The organism is Solirubrobacter pauli (genome assembly GCF_003633755.1).
Taxonomy (GTDB): domain Bacteria; phylum Actinomycetota; class Thermoleophilia; order Solirubrobacterales; family Solirubrobacteraceae; genus Solirubrobacter; species Solirubrobacter pauli.
The window spans coordinates 1,391,581-1,413,426 of the sequence record NZ_RBIL01000002.1 but is presented as its reverse complement, the minus strand read 5'-3'; the positions used below and the strand labels follow the sequence as shown (position 1 = coordinate 1,413,426).

Annotated in this window: 17 protein-coding genes; 6 read left to right on the top strand and 11 right to left on the bottom strand. The window is 72.9% G+C overall.

Features of this window, described 5'->3' with window-relative positions; translation table 11 throughout:
* Nucleotide 1: 1 nt before the first annotated feature.
* Entirely contained in the window at nt 2-394 is a 393-nt protein-coding gene (locus tag C8N24_RS26220; RefSeq protein ID WP_121255699.1) for a DUF3052 domain-containing protein, read from the bottom strand.
* Entirely contained in the window at nt 391-1,176 is a 786-nt protein-coding gene (locus C8N24_RS26215) for an alpha/beta fold hydrolase (RefSeq protein ID WP_121255697.1), read from the bottom strand. Before C8N24_RS26215 ends, C8N24_RS26220 begins: the two co-directional genes overlap by 4 nt.
* 18 nt (nt 1,177-1,194) lie before the next feature.
* Between C8N24_RS26215 and trxA the strand changes: the two genes are divergently transcribed.
* Complete coding sequence (gene trxA, locus C8N24_RS26210) at nt 1,195-1,917, top strand: thioredoxin (protein WP_170179429.1); 723 nt, start codon at nt 1,195-1,197, stop codon at nt 1,915-1,917.
* 161 nt (nt 1,918-2,078) lie between these two features.
* Here trxA and dinB read toward each other — a convergent pair whose 3' ends face one another.
* The 3 genes from dinB to C8N24_RS26195 all read right to left on the bottom strand — a co-directional run bounded on the left by dinB (nt 2,079) and on the right by C8N24_RS26195 (nt 4,568).
* Nucleotides 2,079-3,164, bottom strand: a complete 1,086-nt coding sequence (dinB, locus tag C8N24_RS26205) for a DNA polymerase IV (RefSeq protein WP_121255693.1) — start codon at nt 3,162-3,164, stop codon at nt 2,079-2,081.
* Nucleotides 3,165-3,207: 43 nt separating this feature from the next.
* Entirely contained in the window at nt 3,208-3,645 is a 438-nt protein-coding gene (locus C8N24_RS26200) for a septal ring lytic transglycosylase RlpA family protein (RefSeq protein ID WP_170179428.1), read from the bottom strand.
* Nucleotides 3,646-4,037: 392 nt separating this feature from the next.
* Nucleotides 4,038-4,568, bottom strand: a complete 531-nt coding sequence (locus C8N24_RS26195; RefSeq protein ID WP_170179427.1) for an RNA polymerase sigma factor — start codon at nt 4,566-4,568, stop codon at nt 4,038-4,040.
* Between the two features lie 63 nt (nt 4,569-4,631).
* Between C8N24_RS26195 and C8N24_RS26190 the strand changes: the two genes are divergently transcribed.
* Nucleotides 4,632-6,035 (top strand): WS/DGAT/MGAT family O-acyltransferase, encoded by a 1,404-nt coding sequence (locus tag C8N24_RS26190; RefSeq protein WP_121255689.1) that lies wholly within the window; start codon nt 4,632-4,634, stop codon nt 6,033-6,035.
* A complete protein-coding gene (locus tag C8N24_RS26185) occupies nt 6,032-6,553 on the top strand; it encodes a DUF3105 domain-containing protein (RefSeq protein ID WP_170179426.1) in 522 nt (173 codons plus the stop codon). Before C8N24_RS26190 ends, C8N24_RS26185 begins: the two co-directional genes overlap by 4 nt.
* Here the strand turns inward: C8N24_RS26185 and C8N24_RS26180 are convergent.
* The 3 genes from C8N24_RS26180 to C8N24_RS26170 are packed head-to-tail and all read right to left on the bottom strand — an operon-like array spanning nt 6,550 to nt 8,731.
* Nucleotides 6,550-7,407, bottom strand: coding sequence for a hypothetical protein (locus tag C8N24_RS26180; protein ID WP_147447996.1), 858 nt, complete (start codon nt 7,405-7,407; stop codon nt 6,550-6,552). The two genes, C8N24_RS26185 and C8N24_RS26180, sit on opposite strands and share 4 nt — an antisense overlap.
* 47 nt (nt 7,408-7,454) lie before the next feature.
* Nucleotides 7,455-8,456, bottom strand: a complete 1,002-nt coding sequence (locus tag C8N24_RS34820) for an enolase-like domain-containing protein (protein ID WP_121255683.1) — start codon at nt 8,454-8,456, stop codon at nt 7,455-7,457.
* Nucleotides 8,456-8,731, bottom strand: coding sequence for a YciI family protein (locus tag C8N24_RS26170; protein WP_121258033.1), 276 nt, complete (start codon nt 8,729-8,731; stop codon nt 8,456-8,458). Before C8N24_RS26170 ends, C8N24_RS34820 begins: the two co-directional genes overlap by 1 nt.
* 205 nt (nt 8,732-8,936) lie before the next feature.
* On the opposite strand from C8N24_RS26170, the gene hrpA reads away from it, so the two are divergent.
* From hrpA to C8N24_RS26155, 3 genes are all read left to right on the top strand, one after another.
* On the top strand, nt 8,937-12,764 hold the full coding sequence (gene hrpA, locus C8N24_RS26165) for an ATP-dependent RNA helicase HrpA (RefSeq protein WP_121255681.1): 3,828 nt from the start codon (nt 8,937-8,939) through the stop codon (nt 12,762-12,764).
* Nucleotides 12,765-12,863: 99 nt separating this feature from the next.
* Nucleotides 12,864-15,602, top strand: coding sequence for an ATP-binding protein (locus tag C8N24_RS26160; RefSeq protein ID WP_121255679.1), 2,739 nt, complete (start codon nt 12,864-12,866; stop codon nt 15,600-15,602).
* A gap of 118 nt (nt 15,603-15,720) precedes the next feature.
* Nucleotides 15,721-18,426: an AfsR/SARP family transcriptional regulator gene (locus C8N24_RS26155; RefSeq protein WP_121255676.1), complete on the top strand. Its 2,706-nt coding sequence runs from the start codon at nt 15,721-15,723 to the stop codon at nt 18,424-18,426.
* Here the strand turns inward: C8N24_RS26155 and C8N24_RS26150 are convergent.
* The 3 genes from C8N24_RS26150 to C8N24_RS26140 are packed head-to-tail and all read right to left on the bottom strand — an operon-like array spanning nt 18,404 to nt 21,845.
* On the bottom strand, nt 18,404-19,630 hold the full coding sequence (locus C8N24_RS26150; protein ID WP_121255674.1) for an MFS transporter: 1,227 nt from the start codon (nt 19,628-19,630) through the stop codon (nt 18,404-18,406). The genes C8N24_RS26155 and C8N24_RS26150 overlap by 23 nt on opposite strands.
* Nucleotides 19,631-19,677: 47 nt before the next feature.
* Entirely contained in the window at nt 19,678-20,289 is a 612-nt protein-coding gene (locus C8N24_RS26145; RefSeq protein WP_121255672.1) for a plastocyanin/azurin family copper-binding protein, read from the bottom strand.
* Nucleotides 20,286-21,845 carry a DUF1501 domain-containing protein gene (locus tag C8N24_RS26140; RefSeq protein WP_121255670.1) on the bottom strand — a complete coding sequence of 520 codons (1,560 nt, stop codon included), beginning with the start codon at nt 21,843-21,845 and terminating at the stop codon, nt 20,286-20,288. The genes C8N24_RS26145 and C8N24_RS26140 overlap by 4 nt, the downstream gene beginning before the upstream one ends.
* Nucleotide 21,846 lies beyond the last annotated feature (1 nt).

The following is a 21,846-nucleotide window of genomic DNA, read 5'->3' as shown; positions in this document are numbered from 1 at the left end:
GTCAAGGTAGCCGGTCTTTGACGCGGATCACGAGCCGCAACCCGCTCCACACGTCATCGATCGCCGCGACCTTGTTGTCCACCAGCCGGTTCCTCAGCGCGATCTCACGGACGACGTCCTCCGTGATGTCCGTCGGCCGCTTGGACGCCTGCTTCGGCCAGGCGATCCACAATCCGGCGTCTTGCTCCATCTTCGTGCGCAGCACCGGCAGCCGCTTCTCGAGCTGCCTGCGTTCGGTGTGGAAGCTGAGGATCACGTTCGCGAACCCGGTCGCGCGCGTGACGACGGGCGCGTCCAGCGTGAACCCCTCGGGGGCGTTGAGCAACAGCACGCGGTGCCCGGGCTTGATGCCGAGCTTCTTCTCCAACGGCGTGCCGCTGTAGCCCGCGCTCACGGGGCGAGGTCGGCGATGACCTTCGAGACCTGAGCGCCCTGCCAGGCGAGCGGCGAGGCGCCTTCGTCCTCGGAGATCAGCTTCGCGTCCGGGATCGCCTCGGCGTAGCGCTTGCCGGTCTCGTACGGGTGCTCCGGGTCGACCTCGTCGCGGCTGGCGACGACCAGCGTGGGCGCGTCGATCGCGGCCAGCTCGTCCCAGGTCTCGAACGGGCGCGAGCGCGGGACCGCGCTGAGGGCGTCGGCGAGCGCGTCCGGGTGGGCGTGGGCGGCGAGGCGCTGGTGCAGGACGCGGAAGATCGTGTCGTGCCACTTCTCGGGGACCTTCGGGGTGCCGTAGGCCTCGACGAAGCCCTCGACGCCGCCGGTGCGGAGGCCGTTCGCGAGGCGGTCCCAGCGGTCGAGGCCGGGGTCGCGGTCGGGCGAGTAGGCCGGGGTCATGATCACGAGGCCGGCGACGCGCTCGGGGTGCAGGAGGGCGAACCGGGTGATCGTGTGGGCACCCATCGACGCGCCCGCGAGGGTCGCCTTGTCGATGCCACGGTCGTCGAGGACGGCGAGCAGGTCCGCGGCGAGGCGGTCGTAGGAGTAGTCGTCGCCGCCGTCGGACTGGCCGTGGGCGCGGGCGTCGTACATGACCACGCGGTGGCCGGCGCGCTCGAGCGCCTTGGAGCCCATGACGACGTAACGACGCGTCGCCGTCAGCCCGTGCAGGAGGACGACCGGCGAGCCCTCGCCCGCGTCGTCGCCGTCCAGCGTCACCCCGTCCGCGTCGATCTGCATGGGGTCTATCCTCGCAGCGTGCCCATCGACGCCACTGACACCACCTTCGAGCAGGAAGTCATCAAGCGCTCGTACGAGAAGCCCGTCGTCGTCGACTTCTGGGCGGAGTGGTGCGGCCCGTGCCGCATGCTCGGGCCCGTGATCGAGAAGGCCGTCGAGGACCGCGACGGCGCCGTCGAGCTGGTCAAGGTCGACACCGACGCGAACCCGCGCGTGTCCCAGGCCTTCGGCATCCAGTCGATCCCGGCGGTCAAGGCGTTCAAGGACGGGAAGGTCGTCGAGGAGTTCGTCGGCGCGCTGCCGCCCGCGCAGGTCAACCGCTGGCTGGACGGGCTCGTCCCGTCGGAGGCGGAAGCGCTCGTGGCCGAGGGCGGCGAGGCGAACCTGCGCCGCGCGCTCGAGCTCGAGCCGAGCCGGATCGACGCGAAGGTCGCCCTGGCCCGCCTCGTCCCGCGCGAGGAGGCGCTGGAGCTGCTCGGCAACGCGACCGGCTTCGCCGCTGAGGGCCTGCTCGCCCGCCTGCGCCTCGAGGACGACCCGAACCTGGCCGAGGCGTTCGCGCAGATCGACCGCGGCGAGGTCGAGCCGGGGCTGGACACGCTGATCGCCGCGATCCCCGACTCCACCGGCGAGCAGCGCGAGGACCTGCGGCGCGCGGTCGTCGGCGTGCTCGACGAGCTCGGTGTGGAGCACCCCGTGGCGCGCGAGGCGCGCCGCAAGCTCGCGTCGGCGCTCTACTAGGTGCCCTGAACCAGACGTTCGCGGGCGCCTACCGGGCGTCTCGCCGCGCCTGACGGCCGCCGGCGATCCCGCACGTACCACCGGTATGCGCTGGATCACCGGCGACCCCCAGCCACGACGATCGGGCCCGCTAGGCACGCGCCAACGTCCGGCTCAGGGCACTAGACCGGCAGCATCAGCTGACCCACCGGCGCGACCGGCGCCGGTGGCTTGTCGGGCTCGACGTCGTCGAAGCCCGCCAGGCGCACCCCGAGCAGCCGCACCGGTTGCGGCGGCGCGTAGGCGCGCAGCAGCGCGACCGCGGTCTCCGTCACGAGCTCGACGTCGTTCGTCGAGCCGTCCAGGGTCTTCGCGCGCGTGACCGTCGTCCAGTCGGCGAGCCGCACCTTGATCGCGACCGTCCGCCCCTGGCGGCGCTTCGCCTGGAGGTTCTCGCACAGCTCACGGGCGAGCGCGCGCAGGATCTTCTCCTGCTCGTCGTGCGTCTCGACGTCCGTGTCGAACGTCCGCTCCGTCGACACCGACTTGGCGGCGCCGGACTCCGTCTCCACGGGCGAGTCGTCGTGGAAGGTCGCGCGGGCCTTCAGGTACCGGGCCCAGCGGTCCCCGAAGCGGGCGGCCAGCTGCGCCTCGTCGGCCTCCTGCAGCTGCGCGACCGTCACGTAGCCCATCTCGGCCAGGCGCTCGGCCGTCTTGGGTCCGATGCCCGGCAGCCGGCGCGTCGGCGCGGCGGCGAAGCGGATGCACGCTTCCTCACGCCCCATCGCGACGAACCCGGCGGGCTTGCCGAGGTCCGAGCAGCACTTGGCGATGAGCCGGTTCGGCCCGACGCCGACCGAGATCTGCACCCCGGTGTCCTTCTTCACCTGCTCGACCAGCTCGCGCAGGACGCGCAGCGGCTTCTCGACACCGGTCAGGTCCGCGTAGGCCTCGTCGATGCCCATGCCCTGCACGGCCTCCAGCCGCGAGCGCACGATCGTCCACACCTCGCGCGACTTCTCCCGGTACGCGGTGAAGTCCGGCGGGATGACGACCGCGGTCGGGCACAGCCGCCGCGCCTGGGACGCGGGCATCGCGGAGCCGACGCCGAACTTGCGCGCCTCGTAGGACGCCGTGGTGACCACCGAGCGCGGCCCGGAGCCGGCCACGATCAGCGGCTTGCCCTTGAGGTCAGGCCGCTTGAGCAGCTCCACGGTCGCGTAGAAGGCGTCGCAATCCAGATGAGCGATCACGCGCTTCGGGGCCATCCCTCCACACGGTAGGGATGACCCCGGACGCGAACGTCCGTTCCTACCGGGTGGCCTGGATCGGCCCGTGACCGGAGAACCCGAGCTTGCGCGCGGTCGCGGCCGTCAGGTCGTACTCGCGGCCGCCCACGTAGGGGCCGCGATCGATCACGCGGACGCGGAGGACGCGCCCGCGGTGGCGCAACGTCACCTTCGAGCCGCACGGCAGGTGCTTGTTGGCGACGCCGATCGAGCCGGTCGTCAACGTGCCGCCACAGCCGAGCTTGTTGCCGAACAGGCCCGGGCCGTACCACGAGGCCAAGGCCCGGCGGTACACGTTCAGGCGTCCGACCACGCGCGTGGCGCCGGAGCTCGTCTTCACGCGCGCGCGTGCGCTCGTGGGCTGCCGCAAGCGCCCTCGCAGGGCGTAGCGGCCACGCGCGTCGGTGCGGTCGCGGTCGATGGTCACCCAGCGGTGGCCCCGCTGGATCTGCAGTCTCACTGAGCCCGGAGCCTGCAAACGACCTTTGACGGTCGCGCGGCTTCCGGTCTGGATGTTCAATCGCTTCGCGCTGACGCCCACCTGGGGAGCAGCGTCAGCCAGGGCCGGGGTGGTGGCCGAAGCCGTGAGGCACAGCGCGCCGGCGCACAGCAGTGAACGGCGCAGCGTGGATCGCGGCATGGATCCTCCTGTATCGCTCGTCCGGCTGGGACTCTTTGCCTGCAGGGTGTGTCGGTGATCTCCGCGCGTCTCCTCCCGAGACGCTTGGCCTTCTAGAGATCCCCCACCCGCGAACACCTCCGGGCGTTCACGGCTCGGCAACACCGAACGAGCGTTCTTTTATAGCGGCGCCCGAGGCCGCTTCAAGCGCGGTCCCCCCATCCGGAGGGGTCTCACACTGCGACGGCGTACTCGTCCCGCAGGCGTGCGAGCCCCAGCCGGATGCGGCTCTTGGCGGTGCCCAGCGGGATGTGCACGCGCTGCGCGATCTGGTCGGCGGTGAGGCCGCCCCAGTAGGCGAGCACGAGCGCCTCGCGCTGCGTCTCGGGCAGCTTCTCGAGGGCCTCGCGGACCTCGTCGGTCTCCTGGTGGCGGTGCGCGACGATCTCCGGCTGCTCGTCCGCGCGCGGCTCGTCGGTGCCGCCGACGAGCTTGAGCTTGTCGGCGGCGCGGGTGCGGACCTGGGTCTCGCGCCACAGGTCGAGCGCGCGCGAGCGGCCCATCAGGCGCAGGTACGCGCCGAGGTCGCCTCGGGACGGATCGAACGCGGTGGGGCGCTTCCAGAGGCGCAGGAAGACGTCCTGGACGACGTCCTGGGCCTGCGCGGCGTCCCCGAGCACGCCGTAGGCGGCGGCATACACCTTGCGGTGGTGGTCATCGAACGCTCGGCGGAAGGCGCCCGGCTCACGAAGATCACTGGTCACAAGGAACGTTATACACCCTGTTGAAGGTTCTGAAACACGGGTTCTGAGGGACAATGCGAATCCATGACGCGGCTCACGGGTCTTGATGCGTCGTTCCTCGCGTTCGAGAAGGACGGGGCGCACATGCACGTGGGGTCCGTGCTGGTGTTCGAAGGGCCCGCCCCGCACTACGACGCGTTCGCCGAGCGGATCGACCGCGGGCTGCACATGGTGCCCCGCTACCGCCAGAAGCTGGCCTTCCCGCCGCTCGGCGTGGCGCGGCCGTTGTGGGTCGACGACCCGCACTTCAACGTCCGCTATCACGTCCGCCACACGGCCCTCCCGGCGCCCGCCTCGGACGCCGAGCTGCGCGCGCTGGCCGGCCGCGTCTTCGCGCAGCAGCTGGACCGGGACAAGCCGCTGTGGGAGATCTGGCTCGTCGACACGATGGGCGACGGCCGCTTCGCCCTGATCTGCAAGACGCACCACGCGCTGGTCGACGGGATCTCCGGCGTGGACATCCTCGGCGTGCTGTTCGACCTGTCACGCGAGGCTGACGAGCCCGAGCCGGGGCCGCCCTGGTCGCCCCGGCCGACGCCGAGCCGCGCCGAGCTGCTCGCCGACGGCCTCGTCGAACGCGCGATCGCGCCGCTGAAGTTCGCGCGCGGGCTGGTCGCCGCGCCGGAGCGCGCGGGCGTCGGCGCGGGCCGCGCGGTCGCCGGGCTCGCGGCGATGGCCGCGGCGGGCGTGGCCGGCGCACCGCCCTCCCCGCTCAACGTCCGGATCGGGCCGCACCGGCGGTTCGCGTGGGTGGAGGCCGAGCTCGCGACGTTCAAGGGCGTCAAGAACGCGCTGGGCGGCACGATCAACGACGTCGTGCTGACCGTCGTCGCGGGTGCGCTGCGCGCGCATCTGATCCGTCGCGGACGCGACCCGGAGGGCGTGGAGCTGAAGGCGATGGTGCCGATCTCCATCCGCGCGGACGCCGAGCGCGGCGCGCTGGGCAACCGGGTGGCGGCGATGTACGCGCCGCTGCCGGTCGGCGTGTCGGGCGCGATCGACCGCTACCGCTACGTGCACGGCGCGATGGCCCACTTGAAGGAGTCCGGGCAGGCCGTCGGCGCGCAGGCGATCACGCGCCTCGCCGACGTCGCCGCGCCCACCGTGCTCGACCAGGCGGCGCGCCTGCAGTCACGTCAGCGCTTCTTCAACCTGACCGTCACCAACGTCCCGGGGCCGCAGCTACCGCTGTTCATGATGGGCCGCAAGCTGGAGGCCTTCTACCCGAAGGTGCCCCTCGTCCTGAACACGGCGCTCGGAATCGCCATCATGTCCTACGACGGGCGGCTGTTCTTCGGCCTGCTCGGCGACTACGACGCCATGGACGACCTCGACCAACTCGCCACCGACCTCGATCGCGCGATCGGCGAGCTCGCGCAGTGCGCCGGCGTCGACGCTCCTCGACGCCGAACCCCGGTCCGCACGTGAAGGCGCTCTACGCCCTGGCCGTGGCCGGCCTCGCCGCCGGCCTCTGCCTCGTGCTGATCATCGTGCTGGCCTCGCGGGACTCCTCCCAGGTGGACCCGGGCACGGCCGCCGGGCCCGGGACGCTCGAGGCCGATCGCGGCGCGCAGGTCGTCACCACCGGCCCGGACACGCCGGCCTCGACCGCGGACGCGCCTCCGACCTCGGGTCCGCACCGCGAGGACCCGGTCGACGCCGACCGCACCGAGCTGTCCGACGACCAGATCCTCACCGCGCTCGCCGCGGGCAACGTGGTCCTCGCCTACGACGGCGCGGCGCCCGCGAAGGTGCAGGAGGACGTCAGCGGGCCGTTCGACCCCGAGCTCGCCGCGGCCGGCCAGGCCGTGATCCTGGCCAAGCGCCCGGGCGTGGGTGGCGTGCAGGCTCTCGCCTGGCGCCATCGGTTGAAGGCCAGCGGCCCCGACGACCCGCAGCTGCGCGAGTTCGCCGAGGCCTGGCTGGGTCAGGGCGCGGGGTCCTAGGAGACCGTCGCGTCCTCGGGGATCGCGGCCGGCTCGGCGCCGCCGCCCCCGAAGTCCCGCTGGAACCGCTGCATGAGCTCCTCGATCGGGCGCCCGCCGGACGGGGCCTGGATCTTGACGGGCTTGTCGACGTCCGCGAGCTTGACCGAGAAGGCGAGCGCGCCCTTCTGGCCGTCGGCGTTGATCGTCAGGTTCGCGGCGATCCGGCGGAGCTTGCCGTCCGACTTGCCGACGTCGATCGTGAAGTTCGGGTCCGAGACGACCTTCTCGACCTCCTTGAGGTCCCGGTTGCTCAGGTCCTCGAGGCCTTCGAAGCCGGAGGCGCCGGGCTGCTTGGCCATCTCCTTCATGTCCTTCAGGGCCTCGGAGAGGTCGAGCTTGCCGGAGATGCGGGTGACGGCCTCGCCGTCGAGCTCGGCGTCCTGGGTGCCGCTGGTCTCGGGGAACCAGTCCTGCATCCGGGTGAGCATCTTGCCGAGGTCGGCCGACTCCATGCCGCCGCCGGCGCCGGAGAGCTTGAGCTTGGCGATGTTCTCCTTGCCCACCTGGTAGGTCTCGCCGCCGTAGACGACGAACGCGTCGTCGCCGGTGGAGATGATCTGGCCGTCGATCGGCTTCGGCATGCCGGCCGCGGCGATGTTCAGCTTCCAGTCGACGCTCGGGAGCTTGTTCTCACCGTTGGACTGGAAGGGGCCGGCCAGCTTGACGGTCGTCTCCTGGCCTTGCGCCTTCATCGAGAGGTCGACGGTCACGTTCGCGGACTTGATGTCCTGCTCGAACGCGGTCTTGACTACCGACGCCTCCTCGGCGCCACACGCGGATACAGCCAGCGCGCCCGCAGCGGTCACTGCCACCAATAGCCTTCTCATCATGAGGTCCGCATACCCAGGACCTCGATTCACTACTTAAGGCGAAACCCGATCGGTGGCGAGCTGACCTCCAGCGGGCTCGTCGGAAGCCCCGGGATCGGCTCTGGCAGGTTGAAGGGCGGCGGCGCGACGTCGTTCGGCGCGTCCGGGTGGAACAGCGCCGCCAGCAGCTGGACCTGCTCGCGTGCCGGCCCGAGCTCGCCCATCCCGCCGCCGTACATCACGACGCCGTTGGACTCGCAGTGCGCGTAGAGCTCCAGCAGCGGCCGGATCCCGCCGATGCGCGACGGCTTGACGTTCACGGTCCGCGTCGCCCCCACGTCCGCCGCCCGCTTGATCGGCGCGTCGTAGGCGATCCGCTCCGCCGGCAGGACGCTCACGAACGCCTCGTGCGGATCCTCGATCAGCGCCTCCGGCAGGAGCTCGACGACCGCCTCGTAGACCGGCGCGAAGTCGCCCTCGACCTCGAGCCCGTAGCGGCCCTTGAAGTCGACCGTCCGCACGGCGCCCGTCCCGGCCAGCTCCGTGATGATCCCGCGCGTCCACGCGGGTGCCGCGTCGAGCTTGAAGCCGACGCTCGGGTACAGCTCCAGCCGCGCCCGGACGCCGTCCACGCTCGGCTCCTCCCCCAGCCCGAACGAGTTCACGAACCGCACCGGCCGCGGCGAGCGCCCCAGGGCGTCCCCGAGCGACACGCCCGCCTGCTGCAGCGCCAGGTCCAGCGCGGCCGACTCGAACACCCAGTTGCGGAACGGCCGCGCGAAGTCCCCGAACTCGGGCTCCACCCCACCCCACTGGTCGAACGTCGCGAGCGCGTCGAGGAACTCCACGAGCGTCCACGACCCGGCCAGCGGCAGGTCGGTCATCGCCTCGAACGCGTCGTGGTCGGCGTCCGACGGCATGATGTCCTCGCCCAGCCCGCGGAACCCACCGCCGTGCAGCCGCAGCAGCGTCGTCGAGCGCTCCCCGCCGGTGAGCCGCACGAAGTCGTACGACTCGACCAGCAGCGGCAGTCCGGCGAGCCGATCGAACATCAGCTGACCACGACCGTCCACGGCTCGATCGCCTTGCTGACGACCAGCCCGGCCGCGCCGTACGGGTCCTCGTCCGCGAACGCCGACGCGGCCTCCGCCGACACGAACGCCAGCAGCCCGGAGCTGGGCGGATCACCCACGGCGCCCGCGATCACGAGCTTGCCCTCGGCGTGGTACTCCTCGATCAGGCTGAGATGCGCGGCACGATGCGGCGTGCGCTTCTCCGCCATGTCGTCGACGTACTCGTACTTGAGGAGCTGCAGCGTCTGGGGCATCGCGCCGGACACTAGCGAGTGCGGCCGGGACGAGTGAGGGCCCCGTCCCGGCCGCGGATTCCACTAGGGGTTCGTAGTGGAAAGCGTGCACATCAGCGACATCGCGCACCGACCGTATTAGAGGTGCGTCCGACCTTCAACTACGCAGCGTGGTAGTTGCCCGACACCCTGAACCACCGGCTAGTGCGGGGTAACCTATGAGCGCGTGCTCCAAGCGCGCCTCCCCGAGCTGACGATCCAGGACGAGTTCCGCCTCGAGCAGCGCTTCAAGCGCCTCGCCAAAGGCGACGAGAAAGGCCAGCAGCGGCTCGACGCCGACATCGCGAAGGCCGTCCTGAAGTTCGAGCAGCGGCGCGCCGCCGTCCCCGCCGTCTCCTACCCCGAGGAGCTGCCGGTCTCGGCGCGGCGCGAGGACCTGCTGAACGCGATCCGCGACCACCAGGTCGTGATCGTCGCGGGCGAGACGGGGTCGGGCAAGACGACGCAGCTGCCGAAGATCTGCCTCGAGCTCGGCCGCGGCGTGCGCGGCACGATCGCCCACACGCAGCCGAGACGGCTCGCGGCGCGCACGGTCGCCGAGCGCATCGCCGACGAGCTGAAGGTGCCGATGGGCGCCGCGGTCGGCTACGCGGTCCGCTTCAACGACAAGACGGGCGAGAACACGCTCCTGCGGCTGATGACCGACGGCCTGCTGCTGGCCGAGATCCAGAATGACCGGCTGCTGCGCCGCTACGACACGATCATCGTCGACGAGGCGCACGAGCGGTCGCTGAACATCGACTTCCTGCTCGGCTACCTGAAGCGCCTGCTCCCGCAGCGGCCGGACCTGAAGGTGATCATCACCTCCGCCACGATCGACCCGGAGCGCTTCGCGAACCACTTCGACGGGGCGCCGATCATCGAGGTGAGCGGCCGCACCTACCCGGTCGAGGTCCGCTACCGCGAGCCCGAGGAGGACGCCGACCAGACCGACGCGATCGGCGACGCCGTCGACGAGCTGCTGCGCGAGCCGCCCGGCGACATCCTCGTCTTCCTGTCCGGCGAGCGCGAGATCCGCGACACCGCCGAGGCACTGGAGGGCCGCTTCAACCACGTCGAGATCCTGCCGCTGTTCGCGCGCCAGTCGACGGCCGCCCAGCAGCGCGTGTGGAAGCCGCACAAAGGCCGGCGCGTGGTGCTCGCCACCAACGTCGCCGAGACGTCGCTGACCGTGCCGGGCATCCGGTACGTCGTCGACCCGGGCACGGCGCGGATCTCGCGCTACAGCGCGCGCCTGAAGGTGCAGCGGCTGCCGATCGAGCCGATCTCGCAGGCGTCCGCCGACCAGCGCAAGGGCCGCTGCGGCCGCGTGGCCGAGGGCATCGCGATCCGGCTGTTCTCCGAGGAGGACTTCGAGGAGCGCCCGCGCTTCACCGACCCCGAGATCCTGCGCACGAGCCTCGCCGCCGTGATCCTGCAGATGGCGGCGATCGACCTCGGCGACGTCGAGGACTTCCCGTTCCTGGACCCGCCGGACCGCCGCCAGGTGCGCGACGGCATCGCGCTGCTGCAGGAGCTGGGCGCGCTGGACGAGACGGGCCGCAAGCTCACGCAGACCGGTCGGCGGCTCTCGCAGCTGCCGGTGGACCCGCGGATGGGCCGGATGGTGCTCGAGGCCGCCGGGCTGGGCTGCGTGGACGAGGTGATCGTGATCGCCGCGGCGCTGTCGATCCAGGACGTGCGCGAACGTCCCGCCGACCAGCAGGCGCAGGCCGACCAGGCGCACGCCCGCCACGCCGACGAGACCTCGGACTTCCTCGCCTACCTGAACCTCTGGCGCTACCTGCACGAGCAGCGCGCCGAGCTGTCGGTCAACCAGTTCCGCAAGCAGGCCAAGGGCGAGTTCCTGCACTACCTGCGGATCCGCGAGTGGCAGGACCTCGTGTCGCAGATCCGCCAGTCCACCAAGGCGATGGGGATCAAGGTCAACCGCCAGCCGGCCGAGCCCGAGCTGATCCACCAGGCGATCCTGTCCGGGCTGCTCAGCCACGTCGGGCTCAAGGACAGCGGGCGGCGCGAGTACACGGGCGCGCGCGGCGCGAAGTTCGCGCTGTGGCCGGGCAGCGGCGTGAAGGGCCAGCCGGCGTGGCTGATGGTCTCCGAGCTGGTCGAGACCTCGCGCCTCTGGGGCCGGACCGCCGCGAAGATCGAGCCGCGCTGGATCGAGCCGCTCGCCGGGCACCTGATCAAGCGCACCTACGACTCGCCGCGCTGGGACCGCAAGCGCGCGCAGGTCGTCGCGACCGAGCGCGTGACGCTCTACGGGCTGCCGGTCGTGCCCGGGCGCGTCGTCGGCTACGGGCAGATCGACGCCCCGCTGAGCCGCGACCTGTTCATCCGCCGCGCGCTCGTCGAGGGCGACTGGGACACGCGCCACCACTTCCTGCGCGACAACCAGGCGCTCGTCGCGGAGGTGGAGAAGCTCGAGGAGCGCGCCCGCCGGCGCGACATCCTCGTCGACGACCAGACGCTCTACGACTTCTACGCCGAGCGCGTGCCGGACACGGTGATCAGCGGGCGCCACTTCGATCGCTGGTGGCGTGACGAGCGCCGCGTACGGCCCGACCTGCTCACGTTCACGCGCGAGCTGCTGATCAACCCGGTGGCGGCCGAGGACGTCGCCGGCCGGCCGGACGCCTGGCGCCAGGGCGACCTCGAGCTCAAGCTGACGTACCGCTTCGACCCTGGCGATGCGCAGGACGGCGTGACCGTCCACGTGCCGCTCAAGACGCTCCCGCAGCTGCGCGCCCAGGGCTTCGAGTGGATGGTCCCGGCGATGCGTACCGAGCTGGTGACCGCGCTGATCCGCTCCCTGCCGAAGGACATCCGCAAGCAGCTCGTGCCCGTGCCGGAGGTCGTCGCGAGCGTGCTGGCGCGCCTGAAGCCGCGCGAGCGGCCACTGCTCGAGTCGCTGGCGGCGGAGATCGAAGCCCAGCGCGGCGTGCGGATCCCGCCCGACGCGTGGGACACGTCGCGGCTGCCCAACCACCTGCGGATGACGTTCTCGGTCGAGGACGACCAGGGCAAGGTGGTCGCCACCGCGCAGGACCTCACCGCGCTGCGCGAGCAGGCGCGCCCGACGCTGCGGCGCGCGCTCGCGGCCGCCACCAAGAAGCTCGAGCGCACCGGCCAGACGAGCTGGACGTTCGGGAAGATCCCGAAGGCGGTCGCGCTGCCGGGGACCAACCAGACGGTCAAGGCGTACATGTCGCTGGTCGACGAGGGCGAGACGGTCGGCCTGAAGGCGCTGGAGAGCCCCGCCGCGCAGGCGCTGCACATGCGGGCGGGCACGCGCCGCCTGCTGGCGCTGACGATCGCCGACCCGACCCGCCACTACCGCGGCTCCAAGCTCGGCAACGCCGCGCAGCTCGTGCTGATCGAGGCGCCGCACGGCTCACCCGCGGCCGTGCTCGAGGACGCCGCCAGCGCCGCGATCGCGTCGCTGCTGGACCGCGCCGGCGGGCCCGTCTACGACGGCGAGAGCTTCGAGCAGCTGCGCCAGCTCGTGGCGAGCCACGCCGCGGACGAGGTCAAGCGGATCGTCGCCGACGTCGTGAAGATCCTCCAGGCCGCGCGCGACGTGCGCGCGCAGCTCGACCAGCTGCGCGGCGCCGCGTTCGACCCGGTCCGCCGCGACGTCGCCCAGCAGCTCGGACGGCTCGTCTTCCCCGGCTTCATCACGCCCACGGGCGCGCAGCGGCTGCCCGACGTCGAGCGCTACCTGCGCGGCGCGGAGTGGCGCCTGCAGCGGCTGAGCAAGAACGCGGCGGCCGACCGCGACAAGATGCTCGCCATCCACGAGCTCGAGCACGCCTACGAGACCGTGCTGCGCAGCCAACCGCCGGGCGCGCGCTCAGACGGCGAGCTCGCCGACGTGCCGTGGCTGCTCGAGGAGCTGCGGATCACCCAGTTCGCGCAGGCGATCGGGCCCAAGGGGCAGGTCACGGCGCGCAAGATCCGCCGCATCCTCGACGAGGCCCAGCAGCAGCCGTAGAGCTGGGCGGCTCGCGGTCACGACGAGCCGCCCAGCGGCCCTACGCCACAGCGACCATGCCCGGCGCAGAAGTCTGGCTGATCAGTAGGATCGTGCTGAGTGGCAAAGGCTCGGCAAAGCCACGCGCTGAAATTCGGCGTACTCGGGCCGCTGCGTGTCGAAGGGCCGTCTGGCGAGATCGCCATCAACGCGCCGCGGCAGCGGTCGCTGCTGGCCGTCCTGCTGCTCTCGCACCGCCAGGACACCGTCACCATCGACCGCCTGATCGACGGCCTCTGGGGCGAGCACCCGCCGGCCACGGCGGTCAAGGCCGCCCAGGTCCACGTCTCCCAGCTGCGGCGCGCGCTCGGCCCGGACGTGATCGTCACGCGGCCGAACGGCTACGCGCTCGCCGTCGACCCCGAAGCCCTGGACGTCGCGCGCTTCGAGACGCTGAGCGAGCGGGCACGCGGTGAGCCGCCGGAGACCGCGTCGGCGACGTTGCGGGAGGCGCTGGCGCTGTTCCGCGGCGTTCCGCTGGCCGACACGCCGCTGCTCGGCCCCGCCGCGGTCGAGGCCGACCGGCTGGAGAGCGCCCGCCTCGACGCGCTCGAGCAGCGGATCGAGCACGACCTCGCGCTCGATCGCCACGCCGAGGTCATCACCGAGCTGGAGTCGCTGACCGCCGAGCACGCGTTCCGCGAGCGCTTCCACGCCCAGCTGATGCTCGCGCTCTACCGCTCCGGCCGCCAGGCGGACGCGCTGGACGCCTACCGCCGCGCCCGCCACGCCCTCGTCGAGGACCTCGGCCTGGACCCGAGCCCGTCCCTCCAGCGCCTGGAAGCCCAGATCCTCGCCCACGACCCGACCCTCGAACCTAAAGTGCCAGGCACTTTAGGTTCGGTGCCGGCGCCGGGGTTGCCCGCGCCGGCAACGCCGTTGCTCGGGCGCGAAGAGGACCTGGAGGCGGCGGAGGCGCTGCTGGGCGACCCGGACGTGCGGCTGCTCACGCTGACCGGGCCGGGCGGGATCGGCAAGACCCGGCTCGGGCTCGCGCTCGCGCACCGGCTGGCGCCGCGGTTCGGTGACGGCGCGCGGTTCGTCGGCCTGGGCGCGCTCGAGGACCCGGGACTGGTGGCATCGGAGATCGAGCAGGCCGCCGGCGGGGACCTCGCGGGCGCCGAGCTGCTGCTGGTGGTCGACAACTTCGAGCAGCTGCTGGACGCCGCGCCCGAGTTGAGCCGGGTGCTCGCCTCCTCCCCACGCTCGAAGGTCATCGTCACCAGCCGCGCCGCGCTGCGCGTGCACGGCGAGTACGAGCTGGCCGTGTCGCCGCTCGCGCCCGAGCCGTCGGCGGAGCTGTTCCAGCGCCGGGCACGGGCGCTGAACCCGCGGCTGGCGCTCGCGCCCGCCGACGCGACCCTGATCGAGCGCATCTGCGCGCGGCTGGACGGGCTGCCGCTGGCGATCGAGCTCGCCGCCGCACGCACGAAGGTGCTCGCGCCCGCCGCGATCCTCGACCGGCTCTCCAAGCGCCTGGACCTGCTCAGCTCCGGTCCCCGCGACGCGCCCGCGCGCCAGCAGACGCTGCGCGCGGCGATCGGCTGGAGCTACGACCTGCTGCCACCGGCCGCGCAGGCGACCTTCGACCGGCTCGGCGTGTTCGCCGGCGGCTTCACGTTCGACGGCGCCGAGGCGGTCTGCGGGCCGGAGGCGCTGGACACGGTCGCGGCGCTGGTCGACCACAGCCTCGTCAAGGCGCACGACGGGCGCTTCGGCATGCTCGAGACCGTTCGCGAGTACGCGCTGGACCGCCTGGAGGCGGCCGGCGGGCAGGACGCCACGCGGCGCGCGCACGCCCGCCACTTCGCCGACGTGTTCGCGAGCGCCGAAGCGGAGATCCAGGGGCCGGATGCGCGCCGCTGGCTGGACCGCCTGGACGCCGAGCGTGAGAACGTCCGCGCCGCGATCCACTTCGCCGTGGCCGACGGCGACGCCGCCACCGCGCTGTCGCTGTGCGCGGCCGTCTGGCGCTACTGGGAGCGCCGCGGCAACCTCGCCGAAGGCCGCGAGGCCATCTCCGCCGCGCTCGGCGCGCCCGACGGGCCGCCCGATCTGCGGCTGCGCGCGCTCAACGCCGCCGGCGCGTTGGCCGGCGACCAAGGGGATCTACGAGCCGCGAAAGCGCTCTTCGAGGAGAGCCTCGAGCTGGCCAAGGCGCTCGGCGACCACCACCGCGCCGTGCGGGCGGAGGGCAACCTCGGCAGCATCGCGCTGCTCGAGCTCGACTACGAGACCGCGATCGCGCACTACACGCGCGTGGTCTCGTTCCTGCGCGCGGGCGGCGACCCTTGGGGGCTGGGCCTGAATGCGCAGAACCTCGGCATCGCGTTCGCCGGCGCCGGGTACCACCGGCGCGCGGTCGAGCAGCTGACCGAGAGCGTCGCCTTCGCGCGCCAGGTGGAGGACCCGACGCTGCTGGCGTCCACGTCGCGAACCCTGGCCCGGATCCAGCTCTCCGTCGCGGACGCCGGCCCGGCCGCCGCGCTCGCGCTGATGCGCGAGGCGATGGAGATCTCGCGGACGGTGCTCGACCGCCCGGGCCTGACGGAGTCCTTCGAGACGCTGGCCCGGGTGGCAGCCGACGCGCGCGACGGCGCGCGGCTGATCGGGGCGGCCGAGGCGTTGCGCGCCTCAGCCGGTGGCATGCGGCCCGCGGACGAGCAGGCATGGGTGGACGAGACCGTCACCCGCCTGCGGACCGCGCTCGGTGACGCGGCCTACGCCGAGGCCGAGCGCGAAGGTGCAGAGCTCGCGCTGTCCGACGCGCTCGCCCTGGCCCTCGCCGTGTGCGGTTAGACCTTCCAGCCGAACTTGAAGCCCATCGTCCAACCCTCCTTGGTGGTCGCGGTGTTCATGCTGCGTACCTTCGCGGCGACCGGCAAGCCCGCGCCAAAGGGGCGGTAAAGTCGCGCCGATGGACTTCGCGATCCTCGGTCCGCTGCGGGTCGTGGGGCCGCAGGGCGTCATCGAGCTACGCGCGCCCAAGCACCGCGCGCTGCTGGCCACGCTCCTGCTCGCGTACCGCGACGGCGCGGTCTCCGCGACCCGGCTGATCGACGTCCTGTGGGACGAGGAGCCCCCACCGACCGCGACCAAGGCGCTGCAGGTGCACGTCTCACAGCTGCGCCGCCTGCTCGGCCCGGACACGATCGAGACCCGTCCCTCCGGCTACGCGGTCCGCCTCGCTCCCGGCGCGCTGGACCTCGAGCGGTTCGAGACGCTCGCCGCCGAAGCCCGCTCGGCGCCGCCCGCGGAGGCGGCGGAGCGGCTGCGCGAGGCGCTCGCGCTGTTCCGCGGCGCGCCGCTGGCCGACGCGCCCCTCTACGGGCCCGCCCGCGGCGAGGCGGACCGGATCGAGAGCGCCCGCCTCGACGCGCTCGAACGCCGGGTCGAGCTGGACCTGGAGCTCGGCGCCGGCGGCGAGCTCGTGCCCGAGCTCGAGCGCCTGACGTCCGAGCACCCCTACCGCGAGCGCTTGCACGCGCAGTTGATGCTCGCCCTCTACCGCGCGGACCGCCAGGCCGACTCGCTCGAGGCCTATCGCCGCGCGCGCCACGCGCTCGTCGAGGACCTCGGCCTGGACCCGAGCCCGGCCCTCCAGCGCCTGGAAGCGCAGATCCTCGCCCACGACCCCGCGCTCCGCCCCGAAGTTAAACGTCCAGGACGTTTAACTTCGGTGGACCCCGTCGACGCGCCGCCCTTGCCCGTGCCCGCGACGCCGTTGCTCGGGCGCGAAGGCGACCTGGCGACCGCCGAGGCGCTGCTGGGCGAGCCGGACGTGCGGCTGCTCACGCTCACCGGGCCGGGCGGGATCGGCAAGACGCGGTTCGCGCTCGAGCTCGCGCACCGGCTCGGGGAGCGGTTCGGCGAGGGCGCGCGGTTCGTCACGCTCGGGGCGCTGGAGGACCCGGCGCTCGTGGGCGCGGAGCTGGAGGCGGCGATCGGCGAGACCGCCGGGCGCGAGCTGCTGGTCGTCGTCGACAACTTCGAGCAGCTGCTCGACGCCGCGTCCAGTCTCAACGCGATCCTCACCGCCTCCCCGCGCACGAAGCTCGTCGTCACCAGCCGGGCCCCGCTGCGCCTGGCCGCCGAGCACGAGCTGGCGCTACCGCCGCTCGCCGCCGAGCCCGCGGTCGCGCTGTTCCTGCGGCGGGCCCGCGCCGTCAACCCGCGCCTGGAGCCCGACGGGACCGAGCCGCTCGTCGCGGAGATCTGCCGCCGCCTGGACGGGCTCCCGCTCGCGATCGAGCTCGCCGCCGCGCGGATCAAGGTCCTCTCGCCGCAGGAGATCCTCGACCGGCTCGCCCGCCGGCTGGACCTGCTGAGCGCGGGGCCCCGTGACGCGCCACAGCGCCAGCAGACGCTGCGGGCCGCGATCGGCTGGAGCTACGACCTGCTCGACGCCGACGCGCAGCGCCTGTTCCGCGAGCTCGGCGTGTTCAGCGGCGGCTTCACGCTCGCCGCCGCGGAGGCCGTCTGCGGCCCGCAGGCGCTCGACGGGATCGCCGCGCTCGCCGACCACAGCCTCCTCACCCCCGCCGACGGGCGCTTCGCGATGCTCGAGACCGTCCGCGAGTACGCGCTCGAGCAGCTCGGCGACGACCAGGACGTGCGAGACCGCCACGCGCGGGCGTACGTGCACCTGCTGGCCGAGGCCGAGGACGGGCTCGTGAGCCCACAGCAGCGCGACTGGCTCGAGCGCCTCGACGCCGACCACGACAACATCCGCGCCGCGCTCCGGCACACCATCGCCGTCCACGACGGCGACACGGCGCTCGCGCTCGTCGCGCCGCTGTGGCGCTACTGGCTGCTGCGCGGCGGGGTCAGCGAGGGGCGCGAGCTCTGCCGCGGCGCGCTCGCGCTGGACGGCGGGACCGCCGAGGCGCGGCTGCGGACCGCCAACGGCGCCGGCATCCTGGCAGCCGAGCAGGGCGACTTCGACGCCGCCCGCGGCCACTTCGAAGCGGCGCTGGAGCCCGCCCGGGAGCTCGGGCTGCGCGACCGCGAGGCGCGGATCGTCTCCAACCTCGGTGTGCTCGCCGTCTATCGCAGCGACTTCGAGACCGCGATCGCGCTCTACGGCGAGGCCACCGGGATCGCCCGCGAGCTCGGCGACGAGCGCGCCGTGAGCCTCTACACGCAGAACCTCGGGATCGTCCACGACGAGGTCGGCAACGTGCAGGAGGCGATCGCGCGGCTCGAGGAGAGCGTCGCGATCGCCCGCCGGGTCGCCGAGCCCGCCCACCTCACCTCGACCGAGGAGTCGCTCGCGCGCGTGCTCTTCGACACCGACGAGGCCCGCGCGATCGAGCTGCTGCGGCTCGCGCTCACCCGCGCGCACGAGATCGGCGACTCGTACGGCATCGTCGGCTGCCTGGAGACCGCCGCGGCCGCCGCGAGCCGCCGCGACGACCCGCACGCCGGTGCGCGGCTGTGGGGCGCGGCGGACGCCCTGCGCGAGACCCGCGGCACCACCCGCCAGCCCGACGAGCGCCGCTTCGGCGAGCGCGTCGAGGCCGAGCTGCGCGCGGCGCTCGGCACCCCGGGCTATGAGGCCGCCGTCGCCGAGGGCGCCGCGCTGGCGCTCGACGACGCCGTCAGCCTTGGGTTGCGGGTATGAGCGTGGGAACGGGCGCCGAGATCTCGGGCATGACCCGCGAGCGCAGCGTGTAGGCCGCGCACGCCCAGATCACGAACAGGACCGAGCCGGCGACGGCGAACAGCGCGCGGCCGCCGAACGCGGACGCGAGCCCACCGCCGGCGATCACCGCCAGGCCGAAGCCCCACGAGTCCAGCGAGTCCACGAGCCCGAACGCGCGGCCGTGCACGCGCTCCGGGATGGCGCGCGTGAGCAGGATCCGGTTGCTCGTGCTGAACAGGCCGTTGGCCGCGCCGGTGAAGCCGAAGGTGAACAGGGCGAAGCCGAGCGTCGGCGCGAAGGCCGTGCTCAGCATGCCGGCGGCGATCCCGCCGAGGCCGGCGAAGTAGCACAGGCGCGCGTCGCCCCCGTCGCGTCCGGCGCACAGCGCGCCGACGATCAGGCCGAAGCCGTACACGCTCACGAGCAGCGCGAACCCGGTCGCGCCCGCCTTCAGGTCCCGCTGGGCGAGCACGAGCTCGCCGACGTTCATGGTCGCCGCGCACAGCGTCACGGTCGCCGACGTGCCGATCATGACCCGCACGAAGCGATCGCGCAGCACGCCGCGCAGCGAGACGGGCTCGTCCATGGCGGCTTCGGTGGCGGCCGGCCGGCGCACGTGGCCGCGCAGCCGCAGCAGGAGCAGCGCCGACAGCCCGAAGGTGACCGCGTTGATGCCGAGCACCGCCGCCGGTGAGGCGATCACCAGCAGGCCCGCGGCGAGGACCGGGCCGAGCAGCTGGCCCGTGTCCCGGACGGCGTTGAACAGGCCGACCGCGGCGCTGAAGCGCGACGGCGCGACGAGCCCGGGCAGCAGCGCCCAGGTCGAGGGCCGGAACAGCGCCGTGCCGAAGCCGGCGAGCAGCGCGAGCGCGATCATCGCCCCGGTCGAGTGCGTGAAGACCAGCGCCCCGAACGCCGCCGCGCGGATCAGATCGGCGAGGACGGCGCCCGCGAGCCGCGACGTGCGGTCGATGGCCGCGCCCAGCAGGGGGCCGAGCAGCATCGCGGGCAGCAGGTCGGCGAGCAGGACGGCGGTGGCGCCCCACGCGGAGCCGATCCGCTCGTAGGCCAGCACGAGCAGCGCGATGTAGCCCGCCCCGGCGCCCAGCGCGCCCTGCGCGTGCGCCGCGAAGAACCAGCGGGCGCGCCGCTCGTCCTTGAACATGTCCAGCATGGCCTTCATCGCACCCCCTTTATCGGCAGGTGCGGCAAAGTGCTGGTAAAGCGATGTCAGCGGACGCTGATCGTGGCCTTCATCCCCGCCTCCTCGTGCTGCGGGAGCGAGCAGTAGAGCGTGTAGGTGCCGACCCCCAGGTCGACCGTCAGCGTGCCCGTGTTCCCCGGCGCCAGATCGATCGTGCCGAGGTCGCGGGCGGCCGCGTTGCGGACGGTCAGGTTGTGGTCGTCCTCACCGCGGTTGTTGACGTTGAAGTCGATCTTCCCGGCCGCGAGGATCCGGTAGGACGGCCGTACCGACCAGGTCGCGGTGTCGGTGAGGTCGACGTTCGTGCGCGTGGGATACGTGACCGGAGTCGGCGTCGCCACCGGGGTGGCGGTCGGGACGGGCGTCGCGCCGGGCTTCGGGGTCGGCGTGGCCTCCGGTGTCGTGCCCCCGCCGGGCTCGGTGCGCGGCGCCGGGTTCGTCGTCGGCGTGTCCGCGCCCGGCTTGGTCGGCTGCGGCTTCGCGGGCGTCTTGCGCTTCTTCTTGACGCACGTCTTGGCCGCCGCCGACGTGTACGCCGCCGCGCCGATGCTCGTCTGGGCCGCGCACTTGCGCGGCTTGACCTCCATCGTGGGGCCGCCGAAGCCCGCGATGCTCAACAGGATGGCCAGCCAGGTCACTTGAACAGCCTACGGGCCCCCGCGTACCCGTCGCCGCGGATCAACGTCTCGATCGTCGGGCCGCCGAGCAGCGACTGCGAGTCCTGCTCACCGAGCCACTCGTCCAGCACCGCCTTGTAGACCGACCGGTAGTCCGTCGGGACCTTGAGGTTGCCCTGCCCGGCGTTGTTGGTCGGCACCAGCTCGTTGAGCTCGCATCCCGGCCAGTCGGCCGCGAACCCGCCGCGCACGCCGCTGCCCATGGCGAACATGAGGCCGCCGGCGCCGTGGTCGGTGCCCGCCTCGGTGCCCACGCCGTTCTCGCGGACGCGGCGGCCGAACTCCGAGAACGCCAGCGTGGCGACCCGCTGCTCGATGCCGCGCGCCTGCAGATCGGCGCGGAACGCGGCGAGCGCGCGCGAGAACTCGGCCATCTGCCGGTCCTGGGCGGCCAGCTGGCCCGTGTGCGTGTCGAACCCGCCCCAGTGGATCGTGATGATCCGCGTGCCGAGGTTCGCCGCCAGCAGCATCGCCGCCGTCCGCAGCCGTGCGGAGAGCGTGCTGGTGTTCGGATACGCGATCGGGCTCGCCACCGCGTTCAGCGTCTTGATCCGCTCGTAGGTGGTGTGGGCGAGCCCGTAGGTCCCGCGCGAGCGGCTCAGGTAGGCGTTCCCCGCTCCCGCCTGCAGCGCCGCGAGGTCGCGCAGCTGCGGGTTGAGGTCGGTGTTGGTCCCCCCGAAGCCGGACTGGCTGTGCATGAAGCCCGACATCGGCAGTGACGGGATCGCGCACACCGGGTTGGTCGCGGTGCGGATCGACTTCGACAGCGCCGTGTCGATCGAGATCGCCTGCAGCGGGTTGCCGGCGTCGCCGTTGCGGTCGATCCAGCGCCCGAGCCAGCCGGTCTTGGTGTTCTGGTCGTTGCTGGCCGCGAACCAGATGTCCGAGTTGTCGAAGTGGCTGAGCGAGTACTGCTTGGCGTCGACCGCCGGCATGATCGCCAGGTCGGAGCCGGGGCCGCCGGTGCCGTCGCCGAACAGCGTGTCCAGCCCGTAGCCTTCGCCGCCGGCCGCGAACTTGAAGCGCGGGTCGCTGGTGTCCCCGCCGCCGTTGGCCGAGACGACCGTGTTCGCGAACGCGAGCGCCGCGCCGCCCGGGCCGGGCAGCGGCTTGGAGCCGACGCGCGCGGCCGTCGACAGGCCCTGCGCGCGATGGATCTCCGGACGCGCCGTCACGTAAGCGGCGTAGTCGTTGGCGTCGTTCGGGAGCACCCAGTTCAGGCCGTCGTTGCCGCCGGCCAGGTAGATCAGCACGAGGCACTTGTCCGTCGCCGCCTCGCTCGCGTGCGCGACCGACTCCCACACCTGGTCCCAGCCGAGCTGGTGGGCGCCGTAGATCGACGCCGTGCCCGCGATGCCCCACTGCAGCAGCCGCCGGCGGGTCAGCTCGCGCGGCGTCTTGCCGGCCGGGAAGCCGTCGAGCGCGGCGTACGGGATCGGCATCGTCTGCCGGGGGCGCTCGTCGCGCACGCGCGCGAGCTCGATCTCCTCGCACTCGATGCAGCGCTGATGCTCCATC

Excerpts from the sequence above, each read along its gene's own strand:
- C8N24_RS26215 (WP_121255697.1), bottom strand. The coding sequence starts at position 1,176 with ATGCAGATCGACGCGGACGGGGTGACGCTGGACGGCGACGACGCGGGC.
- dinB (WP_121255693.1), bottom strand. The coding sequence starts at position 3,164 with ATGGCCCCGAAGCGCGTGATCGCTCATCTGGATTGCGACGCCTTCTAC.
- C8N24_RS26190 (WP_121255689.1), top strand. The coding sequence starts at position 4,632 with ATGACGCGGCTCACGGGTCTTGATGCGTCGTTCCTCGCGTTCGAGAAG.
- C8N24_RS34820 (WP_121255683.1), bottom strand. The coding sequence starts at position 8,456 with ATGTTCGATCGGCTCGCCGGACTGCCGCTGCTGGTCGAGTCGTACGAC.
- C8N24_RS26170 (WP_121258033.1), bottom strand. The coding sequence starts at position 8,731 with ATGCCCCAGACGCTGCAGCTCCTCAAGTACGAGTACGTCGACGACATG.
- C8N24_RS26155 (WP_121255676.1), top strand. The coding sequence starts at position 15,721 with ATGGACTTCGCGATCCTCGGTCCGCTGCGGGTCGTGGGGCCGCAGGGC.
- C8N24_RS26150 (WP_121255674.1), bottom strand. The coding sequence starts at position 19,630 with ATGAAGGCCATGCTGGACATGTTCAAGGACGAGCGGCGCGCCCGCTGG.
- C8N24_RS26140 (WP_121255670.1), bottom strand. The coding sequence starts at position 21,845 with ATGGAGCATCAGCGCTGCATCGAGTGCGAGGAGATCGAGCTCGCGCGC.